We start from the raw sequence: 14,210 nt of genomic DNA on the forward strand, positions 1-14,210 counted from the left end.
GTCTACGATGACAACAGTGCGCGCCGTACTTCAGCCATGAACCGGATCTGGTTGAACCCCGACTTTTCGATGATGTGGATGACCTGGTCCGGATTTTTGTTGAGCGCCGCGCGGTCCTGCTGGGTCACCACTTTCGCGGTCACCACCAGAATCGGGATGCGCGCGGTCTCGTCATTGCGCTGCAGCGCCTCCACCACCTGGAAGCCGCTCACTTCCGGCATCATCAAATCGAGCAGGATCAGGTTGGGCCGCAAGCGCCTTGCCAGCGCGAGCGCCTCCGCCCCGCCGTAGGCCCGCACCACCGAGTAGGCCGGACTTGGAAGGAAGGCGGCGATCACTTCGACCGCCTTGGGATCGTCGTCGACCACCAGCACGGTGTGCGTGTGTTCCGGCACCGGCTCCAGGCCCAGGCCGCCGAGCGCGCCTTTGAGCTGCTGCCGGCTGACGGGCTTTTGCAGCACGGCCGCCGCGCCGCCCGCCAGCGCCATGTTGCTGTCGACTTTGCTGGAAATGACCACCACCGGCACCCGCGCCAACGTGCCGTTTTCGCGTATGCGCTGGAGGAACTCCCAGCCGTCTATACCTGGCAGCAGGAGGTTGAGCGTGATCAGGCTGAGCGAATAGCGCGGCGCCAGCACCAGCGCCTCCTCGGCGCTGGCCGCGATCAGCACGGCGAACCCTTCGGCTTCGAGCAGCAGGCGGATGAGTTCCGCGGCGCGTTCGTCGTCTTCGATGACCAGGGCCAGGCGTTCGCGCGGCTCGGCGGCCGGTCCGACGCCGGGGGGCAGGGCGCCGGCGATATTCAGGTCCAGGCGCATCGGCAGCCAGGCGGCAAAACGCGCGCCTTCGCCTTCGGCGCTGGCGACGGCGACGGTGCCGCCGTGCAGTTCGGTCAGTTCCTTGACCATGGCGAGGCCGAGGCCGGTGCCCTGGAATTTTCGCGCCAGGCTGCTGTCGATCTGGCTGAAGGCCTGGAACAGCTTGGCCATATTGCGCTGCGAAATCCCGATGCCGCTGTCGGTGACGCAGATTTCGAGAAAGTCCTTGAATTCGTTGTCGGGCCGGGGGAAGCCGTGCACCGGCCACTGTCCGGGCAATACGCCAACCTGATTGCCGCCGACCAGGCGCGCGCTCAGCGTCACGCGCGCGCCCTCGGCGCTGAACTTGACGGCGTTCGACAGCAGGTTGTAGACGATCTGCTTGGTCTTGCGGACGTCGAGATGCGGCATGCCCAGCTCGCCTTCGATCTGCAGCGCGAGGCCGATGTGTTGGGCGGCGGCCTTTTCCTTGACGATCGACAGGCTGTTCGACAACAGGCCGGCCACGTCGACGGCGTCGAGATCGAGCGCCATCATGCCCGCCTCGACTTTGGACAAGTCCAGGATGTCATTGATCAAGGACAGCAAGTGCTGGCCGCTGGTGAAAATGTCGCCGATGTATTCGTGCTGGCTGTCGCTCATCGCGCCGACCAGGCCATCCTTGAGCGCCTCGGAAAAGCCGATGATGGCGTTGAGCGGCGTGCGCAGCTCGTGCGACATGGTGGCCAGGAATTCCGACTTCATCCGGCTCGCGTGTTCGAGTTCGACATTCTTTTCATGCAGGGCGCGCTCGAAGCGTTTGCGCTCGGTCACGTCGCGCGCGGCGGCGAACACGCCCTGCAGCTTGCGGTCGCGGTCATGGAAGGTCGCGGCGTTGTAGGAGACCACGGTCTCGTCGCCATTCAGCGCGCGCACCGTCAGCTCATAGTCGTTGACGCGGCTCTCCTTGAGCACGCGCCGGATGGCGGCGTCGGCCTGCACCGGATTGGTGAAGAAATTCTTGCTGGGCGCGCCGATCAGTTCGTCGCGCGTGCGCCCCGTGAGCGCCACCATCTGCTGGTTCACGTCCGAAATGATGCCTTGCGGATCGGTCATCATGAGGGCGTCGATATTCGATTCGATCAGCGAGCGGGTGTAGAACTGCTGGTCGCGCAGGCGCTGGTCCAGCAGCGCCTGTTCGGCCTCGACCTGCTTGCGCGCCGTGTTGTCGGTGCCGATCAACAGGTAGCCGAGGATGGTGCCGTTGGCGTCGCGCAAGCCGGTGACCGAGACGACCGCGGGCAGCCGGCTGCCATCCTTGCGCACGTAGGTCAGTTCATAGATGTCCTCGATGCCGCGCGCCGCCTTGAACACCAGCGCCTCGAAGCCGGGGCTGATCGGCGTGCCGTATTCCCTGCTCAGGTTGCCGGCGCGCGCGATCAATTCCGCGGTGTCGGAAATGTCGGCGGGGGTGACGCGGTCGATGATGTCCTCGGCCGTGTAGCCAAGCATGCGCTCGGCTCCTCGGTTGAAGATCTGGATCACGCCCTTTTCATCGGTGGCAATGCTGGAGAAATACACATTGTTGATGATGGCGTCCTGCAAGGCGCTGGTCTTGATCAGCGCATCCTTGCGGGCGGACTCCACATGGACGTCGGTACTATCCGGTCCCGCGCCCGGGCCGTCGTTGATGGCACTGGTAGACATAGGCATCTTCTCGATCGATCACACAACGGAGGCCTGCCAGTACATGCCGAGGCCTGACTTGTTCAGGTGCGATCTCCGAAGAGTTAGCCGGTGACTAGTGCGAAGGATCGATAGTGACGGACCCATTATGGGCGCAATTTCCAAACGGCAGTCTCATCAATACTCACTGAGGCAGTGATGACGCCTAAATACAACGGCTGGCTTGCAAGAGCGTAGTGGCGGATCCCCGCTGGTACGCTGATAAAATACGGCATCAACGCCACTCCGCGAGCGACCATGAACGACTACATCATCCTCATGCTTGACGATACCGCGCACCCTGACGCCGCCAGCGGCGCGCTGTGGGAATCCTATATCGCCGGTCTGCGCCAGGGCGGCCAGTTCGACGGCGGCAGTTCCATCGGCAAGGGCGCCCTGTACCGCAAAGGCGCGCCGGCCGATTCCGCCAGCCTGGACGTCACCGGCTACCTGCGCGTACGCGCCGCCAACCTCGACGATGCCGCGCGTTTCCTGATCGGCAATCCGCACTACGAAGCCGGCGGCGGCGTGGAAATCCGCGAGCTGCCGCCGGACTGACGCGGCCTGATTAAGCCGTCGCCGCTTCGGCGGCTTTCTCATCCTGCCGGTACTTGATGCACCAGTCGACAAAGCCGCGCAAGGCCGCCGACATGTGCTTGCGGCTGGGGTAGTACAGGTAGAAGCCCGGCATGGCCGGACACCAGTCTTCGAACAGGCGCACCAGCTTGCCTTGGCGGATTTGTTCCACCGCATAGGACTCATGGACGAAGGCGATGCCGATGCCGTTCTGTGCCGCGTCCACCATCATGGCGTCGTCGTCCAGCACCAGCGGGCCGTCGACGCTGACGGTCAGGCCCTGGCCGTCGCGCTCGAATTCCCACGAATAGATCACCCCGCTCGGGAAGCGGCGGCCGATGCAGGGCAGGTCGCGCAAGTCCAGCGGACTGGCGGGGCGGCCGTGCACGGCCAGGAAATCCGGCGCGGCCACCGCGGCAAAGCGCTGCGCCGCGCCGATCGGGACGGCGATCATGTCCAGCGCCAGGCTCTCGCCAAAGCGCACGCCGGCGTCGTAGCCCTGGGCCACGATGTCGACCAGCTGGTCGTCGGTGATGACCTCGATCTTGATGCCCGGATGCGCCTTCAGGAAACCGCTCAGCATCGGCGCCAGCAGCAAGCGCGCCGCCGGGCGCGGCACGTTCAGCCTGAGCGTGCCCTGGATGGTGTCGCGAAAACCGTTGATCTCGTCGAGCGCCTGTTCCAGGTCCTGGATCACGCGGCTCACCCGCGCGTACAAATGTTTGCCGGCTTCGGTCGGCACCACGCTGCGCGTGGTCCGGTTCAGCAGTCGTATCCCCAGCCGGGTTTCCAGCGCACGCATGGCGTGGCTCAGCGATGAGGCGGTGACGTTTCTTTCCTCGGCGGCTTTGCGGAAGCTGCGGTGGCGTGCCACGGCAATGAATACTTCCAGGTCGTTGAGGTCATGGCGCATAGAGTCGATTCGAAAAAATTAAGGACGGCGGCCATACCGTAGATTGCGCGCTAGATTCATTAATGAAATTATTTCACTGGTACAAGTGATTTTCCGCTAATTGTATGAATGATAAAGCAAATGTATCATTTTTTCCACTATTTGCAGACGGAGGAAAACAATGAAACAGCGGAAATTGGGAAGTGGCGGCCTGGAAGTTTCGGCCATCGGCCTGGGGTGCATGGGCATGAGCTTTGCCTATGGCGGCGGCGATGATGCGGCGTCGATCCGCACCATGGAGCGGGCGGTCGACCTGGGCGTGACCTTCTTCGACACGGCCGAAGTCTACGGCCCCTACGTCAACGAGGAGCTGGTCGGCAAGGCGCTGCGCAGCGTGCGCAACAAGGTGCAGATCGCCACCAAGTTCGGCTTCCGCATCCTGCCGCATGGCCAGGGTGTGGCGCGCATGGCCGGCGTCGACAGCCGTCCGGAACACATCCGCGAGGCGGTCGCCGGCTCGCTGCAACGGCTCGGCATCGACACCATCGACCTGCTGTACCAGCACCGTCCCGACCCGTCGGTGCCGGTCGAGGAGGTGGTGGGCGTGATGGCCGACCTGGTGCGTGAAGGCAAGGTGCGCCACCTGGGCCTGTCCGAAGTGTCGGCTGCCACCGTGCGCCGCGCCCATGCGGTGCATCCGATCGCCGCCGTGCAAAGCGAATACTCGCTGTGGAGCCGCGATCCGGAAAGCCAGGTGCTGCCGGTTTGCCGCGAACTGGGCATCGGCTTCGTGCCGTACAGCCCGCTGGGCCGGGGCTTCCTGACCGGCGCCATGACCTCGACCGACGGCCTGGCGCAGGATGACTTCCGCCGCACGCTGCCGCGCTTCCAGGACGCCGCCTTGCGCAGCAACCTGACGCTGATCGGCCAGCTGCAGCAACTGGCGGACGGCCGCCGCATCACGGTGGCGCAGCTGGCGCTGGCCTGGCTGCTGCATCAGGACCCGCACATCGTGCCGATCCCCGGCGCCCGCCAACTGCGCCACCTGGAAGAGAACGCGGCCGCCGCCGCGGTGACGCTGGCCGCGGCCGACCTGGCCGCCCTCGACGCCATCTTCCGCGGCGACAGCGTGCACGGCGCGCGCTACGCCCAGGGCGACCTCGACCTGCTGGAGCGCTGAGCCCGGCTTTCGTCTCTTACGCGACCGCGCCGCGGTCGCTGACCTACAAAGGAATCAATGTGTCTGGAAGTAATGTGAAGCAAAAGATGCCGGTCTCTATTTATGCGCTGGCGGTGGGCGCCTTCGGGATCGGAACGACGGAATTTATCGTCATGGGCTTGCTGATGGAAATGGCGCGCGATTTCAACACCTCGATCAGCGGCGCCGGCTACATCATCACCGTCTACGCGCTGGGTGTGGTGCTGGGCGCGCCGCTGCTGACGCCGTTGCTCAGCCGGCTGCCGCGGCGGCCGGCGCTGATCGGCCTGATGGCGCTGTTCACCCTGGGCAATGCGGCCTGCGCGCTGGCCGGTTCGTTCTGGCAAATCCTGCTGGCCCGTTTGCTGACTTCGTTTGTCCATGCCTCGTACTTCGGCATCGGCTCGGTGGTGGCCGCCGACCTGGCGCCGGCCGGCAAGAAATCCAGCGCCCTGTCCACCATGTTCCTGGGCGCCACGCTGGCCAATGTCATCGGCGTGCCGCTGGGGACGGTCATCGGACAGGCCTATGGCTGGCGCTCCAGCTTTTGCGCGGTGACCCTGGTCGGCTTGCTGGCCACGCTGGCGACGGCGCTGTTCGTGCCCAAACTGGCGCGTGCCGCCAGCGCCCCCAACCTGCGGGCCGAGCTGCGCGTGCTGCGCCAGCCGGAGATGCTGCAAGCCTTCGCCGTGACCGTGCTCGGCTTCGGCGGCACCTTCGCGGCCTTCACCTATATCGCGCCGTTCCTGACACAGGTGACGGGGCTGTCGGAACAGTATGTGTCGCCGATGCTGGTGTTGTTCGGGCTGGGCATGGTGGTGGGCAATCCGATCGGCGGCAAGCTGGCCGACCGCAATACCGCGCTGGCCTTGCGCCTGACGCTGGCTGCGCTGGCCACCGTGCTGCTGCTGCTGGTGCCGGCCGCCCACAATCCTTATGCGGTGGCGGCGTTGATCTTCCTGTTCGGCGCGGCGATGTTCGCCACCATTTCGCCGCTGCAAACCCAGGTGCTGGAACGCGGCAGCGGCGCGCCGACGCTGGCGGCGGCCTGCAATATCGCCGCCTTCAACCTGGGCAACGCCGGCGGCGCCTGGGTCGGCGGGGTGGTGATCGCCTCCGGCATCGGGATCGGCATGGTGCCGGCGTTCGGGGCCCTGATCACGCTGGCGGGCCTGGCGGTCACGCTGCTCTATGGACGCGGCAAGGCGGTGGCGCTCAACGGTTGAGGAAGTTGGTTTTAGGTTTGGTTTTTTTTTGTTGATGTTAATCGAAAGGGTAGTTTGATGGCTAATTTGGTTGTCGTTGGAGATCGTTTCAAGAAATTTGCGAGTGACAAGAAGAACGTCTTGACCATCAGTGAACTGGAGCGGGAAATTTGGCAGGGTGCGGCGCTGGAGCAAGACCAGATCGTCATCGGCCAGGGTGTTGAGTACGACCGTTTTCTAGGCGTGGCCAATTTGATGGAGCGCCAGCGCAAGGGCGGCGTGCAGGTGCAGAACCTGATGCAGATCCTGGATCAGTGCGATCCGCTGCACCAGCGCAGCGTGCACAAGCACAAGCGCGAGAACGTGCTGATCACGCGGCCGGTGGCGCAGGAAGACGGCAGCTATTGCGCCAACCTGTCGATCTGCGATTCCGGCGAGTTGCTCAATGACCATTCGACCGGCCAGCACATCCAGGGCATCGTGTTGACCGAGGCGGGCCGTCAGATGCTGATCTCGACTTCCGAATATCACTTGCTGGACGATGCCGACCGCAATCGTTGCTATTTCGTGCTCAATTCGCTCAACACGGAGTTCAAGCAGTTCGCCTTCCCGCTGCCGCTGACCATCGTGTTCCGCGCGCTGTCGGAGAGCCGCAAGCCCGGGCGCTATCTGAAAGTCGACTGCGAGATTTCGTTCTACCAGAACGACTTGCTGGTGGCCGTGGTGCGCAGCAACTTCTGCGCCTATTCGAGCCAGTACATCGACGAGAAGGAATCGGAGCTGGCCAACTCGGCCTGCGGCGCCAACCATCAGCATGCCGAAGCGGAAGAAGCCGCGTTGGCTGCCTGAGCGGCGGGAGCGATATCGTGGCTATCGCCTTTTTCGATGTCGATGAAACGTTGATCGCGATGAAGAGCATGTTCGCGTTCCTGCGGGCTTACCTGGCGCGGGTGGAGGACCCGACGCACGGCAGCTACGAACGCATCATGGTCACCATCAACAAGCAGATCGGCCTGGGGGCGACGCGGGAAGACATCAACCGCTATTACTACTCGCTGTTCTGCGGCTACAGCCAGGCCGAGGTGCGGCGCCAGGCGCGCGACTTCTTCGGCGCCATGAGCGTGCCTTACCAGCCGGACGTGGTGCGCCGCCTCAAGGCCCACCAGGCCATCGGCGACGAGGTGGTGGCGGTGTCGGGCGCGATGCGCGACATCATCTATCCGGTCATGGACCAGCTGGGCGTTTCGGCCTATCTGTGTTCCGAACCGGAGGTGATCGACGGCCGCTACACGGGGCGCCTGCTGGCGCAGGCGATCGGCGCCGGCAAGGGCAGGCTGGTGCGCCAGTACTGCGCGCGGCGCGGTGTCGACGCCAGCACCTGCACCGCCTACGGCGACCACATCTCGGACGCCGACATGCTGCGCGCGGTGGGGCGCGGGGTCGCCGTGTATCCGCAGGAACCCATGCGCCAGCTGGCCCTGGACCAGCAATGGGAAGTGATGTCCCAGGCTGAAGAAATTTAATTTATCCCTTTTTTCAATACTTACACTTAGCAAGGACAGGCATGAAATATCGTTATTTGGGTGACACCGGTTTATCGGTTTCTGAAGTATGTTTCGGCGCCATGACGTTTGGCGAACAAGGCGCGTTCCTCGGTGCGCCGGACCGCAACTGGTCGGAGTTTGGCGTGGTGGGCGAATCGGAAGCGATCAACATGGTGCACCAGGCGCTGGACCACGGCGTCAACTTCTTCGACACGGCCGACGTCTACAAGAACGGCCAGGGCGAAGAGCTGCTGGGCGCGGCGCTGAAGGGCCGCCGCCAGTCCACCATCATCGGCACCAAGGGCCGCTGGCGCACCGGCGAGGATCCCAACCAGGTCGGCTCCACCCGCCACCACCTGATCGCCGCCGTGGACGCAAGCCTGCAACGCCTGCAGACCGACTACATCGACATCTACCACCTGCACGGTTTCGATCCGCGCACCTCGATCGAGGAAACGCTGCGCGTGCTGGACGACCTGGTCCGCAGCGGCAAGATCCGCTACCTGGGCGTGTCCAACTTCGCCGCCTGGCAACTGGCCAAGGCGCTGGGCGTGTCGGAGCGCCGCAACCTGGAACGCTTCGTCTGCTACCAGGGCTACTACAACCTGGCCGCGCGCGAACTGGAACATGAAATCGTGCCGCTGTGCGTGGACCAGAACGTCGGCCTGACCATCTGGAGCCCGCTGGCCGGCGGCTTCCTGACCGGTAAATACAAGCGCAACGAGCCGCTGCCGGCGGGCAGCCGCCTGTCGCACGCCACGCCGTTCGAATCGGCCCCGGTGGCGGACCGCGAGCAGGCCTTCGACGTCATCGACGTGCTGGGCCGTATCGCGCTGGAGCGCGGCGTGACGGTGCCGCAAGTGGCGCTGAACTGGCTGCTGCGCAAACCCGGCGTGACCTCGCTGGTGATCGGCGCGACCCGCGCCGCGCAACTGAGCGACAACCTGGCTGCGGTCGAGTGGGAACTGTCGGCCGAGGAAGTGCGCGCGCTCGACAACGTCTCCTCGCGCGAGAAGCCTTATCCGTACTGGCATATGTGCAATGTGGCCGGCGACCGCCGCCTGCCGCACGATATCTACCCATAAATTTTTGATGCAGGGGCCGGCGCGCTGGCGCGCCGGTCTACGGAGGACGGGACATGAACGCACGTGTATTGATAGTTGGGGCGGGGCCGGTGGGCCTGTTCGTCGGCGCCGAGCTGGCCAAGTACGGCATCGCGGCCGATATCATCGAAAAGAACAATGGCGGCAACAGCTATTCGAAGGCCTTGAGCGTTAGCGCCGCAAGCCTGAAGGCGTTTCACGGACTGGGTTTGCAGGCGGAGTTCGCCGGGCGCGGCAAGCCGATCCAGGACATCGCCGTGTATTTCAACGGCACGCGCTGCGCCCGCATCGACAAGCGCCGGCTGGGCGGCCTGTACAACTACTACCTCAGCGTGCCGCAGCCGGAGACCGAATCGCTGATACGGCTGGCGCTGGAACGCGCCAACGGCAAGGTCGACTACGGATATGAATTGAAGCAGCTGGAGCAGGACGCGGACGGCGTCACCGTGGCGGTACGTGACGCCAACGGCCGGCTGGCAAGCAAGCGCTACGAGATGGTGATCGGCTGCGACGGCGCCCAGAGCAGCGTGCGTCAATTGCTGGAGATGCCGTTCGAGGGCTACGACTACGACGTCCATTTCATCATGGGCGATGTGTACTTCGACGGCACGGTCGAGTCGGACATGACGTCCTACCATGTGTATGACGAAGGATTCTTGATTTTCCTGCCGATGGACAACGGCCTGACGCGACTGGTGGTGAGCAAGCCGGGCCCGTTGCCGGCGGGGCGCCCGGCGCCCGACCTGGCCGAGCTGCAAGGCTTCCTGGACAAGTACTACCCGCAGTCGCTGCGGATCAAGGAAGTGGTGTGGAGTTCCAGCGCGCGCTTCTTCAACCGCCTGGCGGCGAGCAACCATGTGGGCCGGGTGTTCCTGGCGGGCGACGCCTTCCACCTGTTCAGCCCGATCGGCGGGCAGGGCATGAATACCGGCATCCAGGACGCCGCCAATCTCGGCTGGAAGGTGGCGCTGTATCTGCAGGGCGCGGCCAAGACCGAGCTGTTGCAGAGTTATCGCCGCGAGCGCTACATCGCGGTCGGCAAGGCGGCCGACCTGACCGGCGCGAATACCGAGCTGATCTTGCGGCGCGGCGGCGCCGAGCACATGCGCTGGCGCTACACGCCGGCCATGTCCAACCGCGCCTTCTATCGGCGTCGCTTGACGCATGATTTTTCCGGTTTGCTGGCGGACCACAACGTCGACAGCAGTTCGCTGGTGGGACGCCACGTGCCGTACTGCGCGCGCGACGACGGCCTGCTGGGCTTGCAGAGCACCTACGACATCCCCAAGCTGGGCCGCAACGTGGTGTTCTGCAATGACGACCTGGCCGACGCCGCGCTGGAGCGCTACCGCAAGGTGCTGGTGGCGGCGCGCCTGGAGACCGGCGACGACGCCTGGCGCGCGGCGCTGGGCCTGGACCGGCACGCCGCCTGCCTGGTGCGGCCGGATGGCTACGTCGGCTTTTGCGGCAGCATGGCGGAACTCGAGCAGTACCTGGATCGTTTCTATCACTCAGCGAAGGAGTCAGCATGAAGCAAGACATGAAGCAGGTCGCGGACGCCGGCCGGCGCCGTTTGTTGCAGATGGGCGCGGCGGGCTGGCTGGCGCATGGCATGCTCCCGGCGCAGGCGGCCGGCGCAGCCGGCGCGGCCACTGCCGCCGGCGCGCCGGCGCTGCGCCGGTTGGGCCCATCCGGCCTGATGGTGCCGGCCGTCGGCCTGGGCTGCATGGGCATGTCGGAGTTCTATGGCGCACCCGACGCGCGCGACGTGCAGCGCACGCTCGACGCCGCGCTCGAACGCGGCGTGCTGCTGCTGGACACGGCCGACATGTATGGTCGCGGCGCCAATGAAGTCTTGCTCGGGCAGTATTTGCGCGGGCGCCGCGCGCGCGCCGTGGTCGCCACCAAGTTCGGCATCGTGCGCGAGCAGCAGGGCTGGCATGTGGACAATCGCCCGGCCTACGTCAAGGCGGCGTGCGAAGCGTCGCTGCGCCGCCTCGGCACCGATTGCATCGATATCTATTACGCCCACCGCATCGATCCGAAGCACCCGGTGGAAGACATGATCGGCGCGATGGGCGAATTGGTGCGCGAGGGTAAGGTGCGCGCCATCGGCCTGTCGGAGGCGTCGCCGGCGACCATCCGGCGCGCGCACGCGGTCCATCCGATCGCCGCCGTGGAAACCGAGTATTCGTTGTTGAGCCGCGAGCCGGAGCGCGAGTTGATCCCGCTGTGCGCGGAAATCGGCGCCGCGTTCGTGCCGTACGCACCGCTCAGCCGGGGCTTGTTGAGCGGCCAGGCGGCGCCGGCCAGCCTGCTGGCGGCCGGTGATTTCCGCAAGGGACTGCCGCGTTTCCAGCCGGAGAACTTCCGCCACAACCAGGCCATCGTCACGGCGTTTTCCGCACTGGCGGCGCGCCGCGACTGCAGCAGCGCGACGCTGGCGCTGGCCTGGTTGCTGGGCCAGGGGCAGCACCTGATCCCGATACCGGGGACCCGGCGCGCCGACCATCTGGCCGATAACCTGGCGGCGGCGTCGCTGCAACTGTCGGCGGCCGAACGGGCGGCGATCGAGCGGCTGTTCCCGCTGGACGCGGCCCATGGCAAGCGCTACACCGACAAGGAGCTGACCACCGTCGATCTGTAAGGGCGGTTCCATGGTTGCATGACAATACTCTGTGCTATTCTTGGTATATGAAGCAACTTGGTAATAAATACAATTTTTTAACATGGCTGGCGGCATGCGGGCTGGCGCTGCTCATGGCGGTCGGCGTGCACGCCGAGCCCATGCGCGTTGCTTATCCGCAGCCGCAGATCGAACTCGACCGGGGCTACTTCGTCAAGATGCTGGAACTGGTGATGCGCAAGTCCGGCGCCAAACACCAGTTGCAGACCTGGAATGTGAAGGCGATCAAAGGCCGCGCCGTGCAGGAGCTGGCGCACGGCAGCCACGTCGACGTGATCTGGGCGATGACCACCCGCGAGCGGGAACAGCTGCTGCTGCCGGTGCGCATTCCGCTCGACATGGGGCTGGCCGGCTGGCGCATCGGCGTGATCAACGCCCAGGACAGCGCCAAGTTCGAGGCGGTGCACACGCTCGAACAACTGCGGCAATACAAGATCGGCCAAGGCTACGACTGGGCCGACACGACCGTGCTCAAGGCCAGCGGCTTCGATGTGGTCACCGGCGCCACCGCCGACAATCTGCATGCGATGCTGGCCGTGAGGCGCTTCGACTATTTCCCGCGTTCGATACGCCAGGTGTGGGGCGAGGCGGAACAGCATGCGGCGCAAGGGGAGGTGGTGGAAACGACGCTGGCCTTGCACTATCCGGCCGCGGTGTACTTCTTCGTCAACAAGAACAACCCGGCGCTGGCCGCGGCATTGGAGAAGGGTTTGAAACGGGCGCGCAAGGACGGCTCGTTCGAGCAATTATTCCGCGCTTATAATGCTGATCTGATCCGGCGTACCAAATTGAGCCAGCGCATCGTGCTGGAGCTGCCCAATCCCGACCTGCCGGACGAAACGCCGTTGCAGCACAAGGAACTCTGGTACTCGCCGACGCGGTACTAGATTAGCGCAGGTCTTCGGCGCGGCGCCGGTCCGGCTCCGACAGCACCCGGGCGATCACCGGCAAGGGCACGCCGGCATCTTCGAGGAACGTGGCGGCGGCTTCACGGCCGGCGGTTTCAAGCAGGCCCAGGCCGGCGTTGACGGCGATGGCTTTGACCCGGTCCGGGCGCGAACGTCGTTCTACTTGCATGGAGGACTCCCGTTTTTCTAGGTGTACGTCAGCGCTCAAGCTTAGCACAACAGCAATTGTTGTGGCGCGGACCCATCTTGAAGAAATGGCGAACGTCACTAAATTGAACAGACACACTCACCAAGGATAGACCATGACAACAACTGAGACCGCCATCCTGGCCGGTGGATGCTTCTGGGGCGTGCAGGACCTGGTGCGCAAACAGGCCGGCGTGCTGGCGACGCGGGTCGGTTACAGCGGCGGCGACGTGCCAGACGCCACCTATCGCAATCATGGCACCCATGCCGAGGCGCTGGAAATCGTCTTCGACCCGGCCGTCATCAGCTATCGCAAAATCCTGGAATTCTTCTTCCAGATCCACGATCCGAGCACCCGCAACCGGCAGGGCAACGACATCGGCACGAGTTATCGTTCCGCTATTTTTTATACCAATGAGCAACAGAAGGCGACGGCCGAGGACACCATCGCCGACGTCAACGCATCGGGCTTGTGGCCGGGAAAAGTCGTCACCGAAGTGGCGCCGGCCGGGCCGTTCTGGGAGGCCGAAACGGAGCACCAGGACTATCTTGAGCGCATTCCCAACGGCTACACCTGCCATTTTGTCCGTCCGGACTGGCAATTGCCCAAGCGCTGAGTTGAAATAAATATTCATTGTAATCAATCACTTGGGTGCCGGAAGGTATTCGGAAGGCAAAGTTTTCGCGGCGCCGCTACAGTTTGACTCATGTTCTATCTCTCTTCGTTAGGAAGCACCATGAGTCAATTATTTACAGCAGTGTATGAAGTCACCAGCGGCGCCGCAGGCGCGCCCACTTTGTGGTTGAACCTGGTCGTGAATGCGCAAAACGATAGCGTGATCGGCCACGCCCGGGTGGCGTTTGAGGGGGGCGAAAGCGCCGGCATTTCGGTCCGCGGACATCACACCCGGATCGAAGGCGAGCACTCGTTGGAGGCCGTGGTGCTGGCCGGCTTGCCGGCGATTTTCCCCACGGTGGAGGAAGCGCCGAGCGCGTTCCAGCTGCTGATGGTGTTGCCGACCGCCTCCAGGAATGGTCAGGTTTGCTACAAGATGAGCTTTGGCCAGCCACAGCAAGCGCGCATCGTCGAGGTGCGCGACGGCAGTGCGCATGCGGTGTTGCCGGAACTGGCAACCAGCGCCTGATTCCGGCATTGCCGCGGTTTGGCGCCGCTGTCGGCGTCAGTACCACTTTCAACGTGCACAAAATTGGTACGCACCGATTAACACGATGTTCAATTTGAGACATTCGAAAGTTAGGGCGCATCTGCGCCCTTTTGCTTGCTGAAACAGGTTGGTGGGCACTCACACTCCGTTTCAAGTTCCATATTGGTTCTTGCCGTAATAACTCTTCCTATGTTGTAACTGGTATTTGATTGGATACCACAAAA

Annotated in this window: 14 protein-coding genes; 11 read left to right on the forward strand and 3 right to left on the reverse strand. The window is 64.1% G+C overall.

Features of this window, described 5'->3' with window-relative positions:
* Nucleotides 1-2 precede the first annotated feature (2 nt).
* On the reverse strand, nucleotides 3-2,504 hold the full coding sequence (locus AC1RMD_RS26025; RefSeq protein ID WP_492930858.1) for a hybrid sensor histidine kinase/response regulator: 2,502 nt from the start codon (nucleotides 2,502-2,504) through the stop codon (nucleotides 3-5).
* 276 nt (nucleotides 2,505-2,780) lie between these two features.
* Here AC1RMD_RS26025 and AC1RMD_RS26030 point away from each other — a divergent pair, with 276 nt between their 5' ends.
* The gene (locus tag AC1RMD_RS26030) at nucleotides 2,781-3,080 is read left to right on the forward strand and encodes a hypothetical protein (protein ID WP_492930860.1); all 300 of its coding nucleotides are present in this window, start codon (nucleotides 2,781-2,783) and stop codon (nucleotides 3,078-3,080) included.
* A 10-nt stretch (nucleotides 3,081-3,090) separates the two neighbouring features.
* On the opposite strand, the gene AC1RMD_RS26035 is transcribed toward AC1RMD_RS26030, so the two are convergent.
* Complete coding sequence (locus AC1RMD_RS26035; protein WP_492930862.1) at nucleotides 3,091-4,011, reverse strand: LysR family transcriptional regulator; 921 nt, start codon at nucleotides 4,009-4,011, stop codon at nucleotides 3,091-3,093.
* A gap of 160 nt (nucleotides 4,012-4,171) precedes the next feature.
* Here AC1RMD_RS26035 and AC1RMD_RS26040 point away from each other — a divergent pair, with 160 nt between their 5' ends.
* The 8 genes from AC1RMD_RS26040 to AC1RMD_RS26075 all read left to right on the forward strand — a co-directional run bounded on the left by AC1RMD_RS26040 (nucleotide 4,172) and on the right by AC1RMD_RS26075 (nucleotide 12,613).
* Nucleotides 4,172-5,170 (forward strand): aldo/keto reductase, encoded by a 999-nt coding sequence (locus AC1RMD_RS26040; protein ID WP_492930864.1) that lies wholly within the window; start codon nucleotides 4,172-4,174, stop codon nucleotides 5,168-5,170.
* Between the two features lie 86 nt (nucleotides 5,171-5,256).
* Nucleotides 5,257-6,414 (forward strand): MFS transporter, encoded by a 1,158-nt coding sequence (locus AC1RMD_RS26045; protein ID WP_492930866.1) that lies wholly within the window; start codon nucleotides 5,257-5,259, stop codon nucleotides 6,412-6,414.
* A 120-nt stretch (nucleotides 6,415-6,534) separates the two neighbouring features.
* Nucleotides 6,535-7,242: an AfsA-related hotdog domain-containing protein gene (locus AC1RMD_RS26050; RefSeq protein ID WP_492930868.1), complete on the forward strand. Its 708-nt coding sequence runs from the start codon at nucleotides 6,535-6,537 to the stop codon at nucleotides 7,240-7,242.
* 17 nt (nucleotides 7,243-7,259) lie between these two features.
* Nucleotides 7,260-7,916 (forward strand): HAD family hydrolase, encoded by a 657-nt coding sequence (locus AC1RMD_RS26055; RefSeq protein WP_492930870.1) that lies wholly within the window; start codon nucleotides 7,260-7,262, stop codon nucleotides 7,914-7,916.
* A gap of 41 nt (nucleotides 7,917-7,957) precedes the next feature.
* Nucleotides 7,958-9,022, forward strand: coding sequence for an aldo/keto reductase (locus AC1RMD_RS26060; protein ID WP_492930872.1), 1,065 nt, complete (start codon nucleotides 7,958-7,960; stop codon nucleotides 9,020-9,022).
* A 53-nt stretch (nucleotides 9,023-9,075) separates the two neighbouring features.
* Nucleotides 9,076-10,572 (forward strand): FAD-dependent monooxygenase, encoded by a 1,497-nt coding sequence (locus AC1RMD_RS26065; protein WP_492930874.1) that lies wholly within the window; start codon nucleotides 9,076-9,078, stop codon nucleotides 10,570-10,572.
* Nucleotides 10,569-11,687 carry an aldo/keto reductase gene (locus AC1RMD_RS26070; protein WP_492930876.1) on the forward strand — a complete coding sequence of 373 codons (1,119 nt, stop codon included), beginning with the start codon at nucleotides 10,569-10,571 and terminating at the stop codon, nucleotides 11,685-11,687. The genes AC1RMD_RS26065 and AC1RMD_RS26070 overlap by 4 nt, the downstream gene beginning before the upstream one ends.
* A gap of 113 nt (nucleotides 11,688-11,800) precedes the next feature.
* Nucleotides 11,801-12,613: a substrate-binding periplasmic protein gene (locus AC1RMD_RS26075; protein WP_492930878.1), complete on the forward strand. Its 813-nt coding sequence runs from the start codon at nucleotides 11,801-11,803 to the stop codon at nucleotides 12,611-12,613.
* A 1-nt stretch (nucleotide 12,614) separates the two neighbouring features.
* On the opposite strand, the gene AC1RMD_RS26080 is transcribed toward AC1RMD_RS26075, so the two are convergent.
* Nucleotides 12,615-12,803 (reverse strand): hypothetical protein, encoded by a 189-nt coding sequence (locus AC1RMD_RS26080; protein WP_492930880.1) that lies wholly within the window; start codon nucleotides 12,801-12,803, stop codon nucleotides 12,615-12,617.
* Between the two features lie 133 nt (nucleotides 12,804-12,936).
* Between AC1RMD_RS26080 and msrA the strand changes: the two genes are divergently transcribed.
* On the forward strand, nucleotides 12,937-13,437 hold the full coding sequence (gene msrA / locus AC1RMD_RS26085; protein WP_492930882.1) for a peptide-methionine (S)-S-oxide reductase MsrA: 501 nt from the start codon (nucleotides 12,937-12,939) through the stop codon (nucleotides 13,435-13,437).
* A 120-nt stretch (nucleotides 13,438-13,557) separates the two neighbouring features.
* A complete protein-coding gene (locus AC1RMD_RS26090) occupies nucleotides 13,558-13,965 on the forward strand; it encodes a DUF1842 domain-containing protein (protein WP_492930883.1) in 408 nt (135 codons plus the stop codon).
* The last annotated feature ends 245 nt before the right edge of the window (nucleotides 13,966-14,210 follow it).

This window comes from Duganella sp. GW822-FHT06D06, from assembly GCF_058799615.1.